At 71.2% G+C, this 1,616-nt stretch carries 2 protein-coding genes; both read right to left on the reverse strand.

What is annotated here, in order from left to right; all coding sequences use genetic code 11:
- Nucleotides 1–1,083 (reverse strand): M56 family metallopeptidase (locus HV824_RS35640; protein ID WP_176425256.1); only part of this gene is annotated, 1,083 nt, incomplete at its 3' end.
- Nucleotides 1,080–1,475: a BlaI/MecI/CopY family transcriptional regulator gene (locus tag HV824_RS35645; protein ID WP_026113917.1), complete on the reverse strand. Its 396-nt coding sequence runs from the start codon at nt 1,473–1,475 to the stop codon at nt 1,080–1,082. The genes HV824_RS35640 and HV824_RS35645, both read right to left, overlap by 4 nt.
- Nucleotides 1,476–1,616: the final 141 nt, after the last annotated feature.

Here is a 1,616-nt window from a genome sequence, read left to right on the forward strand (position 1 = left end):
CGCCCAGCGCGAGGCACAGCGCGACGTGGGCAGGGTGATGAGCCGCCGCACGCGCTCCGGCAACGAGCCGCCCAGCGCGGACATGGCGGGGCTCGGCGTTCCCGGCAGCACGCGGAGCGTCTCGAGCGCCGTCAGCGCCCGGGCGTAGGAGACGGAGTTGCCGCTGGCGGCCACCGCGACGTCGTCGCAGCAGTGCTCCCGCTCGACGCGGATGACATGGGAAATCCAGCGGACCGCGGGGTGGAAGAAGAGCAGCGTCTCCACCAGCACCTGCGCAAGGTTCACCGCGAAGTCGTGACGGCGGATGTGGGCCAGCTCATGAGCCAGCACCATCTCCAACTGCCGAGCGGGCAGGCCCGCCAGGGTGGACACGGGCAGGAGCACCACGGGCGACAGCCAGCCCACCGCGGCGGGCACGTCCACGTCGGAGGACTGGAGCAGCCGCACCGCCCGGTGCAGGCCCAGGCGCCGCGACAGGGCGTCCAGCCGCTCCTGCCATGCATGGGGCGCGGGCAGGGCCCGGTCCGCCAGCCGGCGCAGCTTCATCCACTCCGCCGCCATCCGCCCCGAGCTCAGGCCCACGCCCGCCGCCCAGGCGAGCACCAGCCAGTGCAGGTGTGCCTCCACCTGGGACAGCGCGCGTTGCAGCAGTAGACCGGCCATGACCAGGAACGAGCCCAGGCCCGTCAGCACCATGCTCTCCAAGCCACTCGCGGCGCCGTCCTCGGCCATGTCCGCGTCAATCCACGCGGGCGATGTCACGACGGCCGGCAAGCGCCACGCGGGACGCGCCGCGGCGCGCTCCACGGGGTGGGTATTCGCGGCATCCACCCGGAGCCGCGCGGGCGGCACGGAGGTGTCCATCGCCACTCGCGCGGGCGCGCCGTGGAAGTGCTTCCACCCGGCGGCCACCGGCAGCGCGAGCGCCAGCACCAGCGCCCCGCAGGCCAGCGCGTAACGCGCATGCGCCGCGCGCCGCCCCACCGTGACGAGCGCCACCACCAGCAGCAGCGCCACCAGCGTGCCCTGCCAGAGCGAGTGCAGCAGCGCCCACCCCAGGGACTCCATCAGCAGCCGGCTCATTCCTCGCCTCCTTCCAGTGTGTCGAGCAGCCGGCGCAGTTCCGCCAGCTCCTCGGGACGCGTCTTCTTCGACGACAGGGCCTGCATCGCCAGCCGCGCCGGAGAGCCACCAAAGGCGCGGTCCACCAGGTCCGTCACCAACTGCCGCTGGGTGCGCTGCTCCGTGGCGCGGGGCCGGTACACGTGCGCGCGCTGGGACTCGTCACGCTCCACCAACCCCTTCTCCGTCATGATTTGCATCAGCTTCAGCACCGTCGTGTACCCGGTGCCCTCCGGCTCGTCGCGGGTGAGGGCTTCATGCACCTCGCGCACCGTGCTGTCGCCACGCGCCCAGAGGACCCGCAGGATGGCCAGCTCCCCATCCGTGGGACGCGGCAGCTTTGTCTCGCTCATGACGCTTCCTTCCGTGACTCGATTGCCTGGACCCATATTACGAATGGATTCGTAGATGTCAACGAAGCCCTTCGTAGATGTGGTCCGTCAAAAGCCCCCTGCCTCTGGGTGAGGGAGGGGGCTTTTGACGGACCACATCTA

The organism is Myxococcus sp. AM009, assembly GCF_013372605.1.
In the GTDB taxonomy this organism is placed as follows: Bacteria; Myxococcota; Myxococcia; order Myxococcales; family Myxococcaceae; genus Myxococcus; species Myxococcus vastator.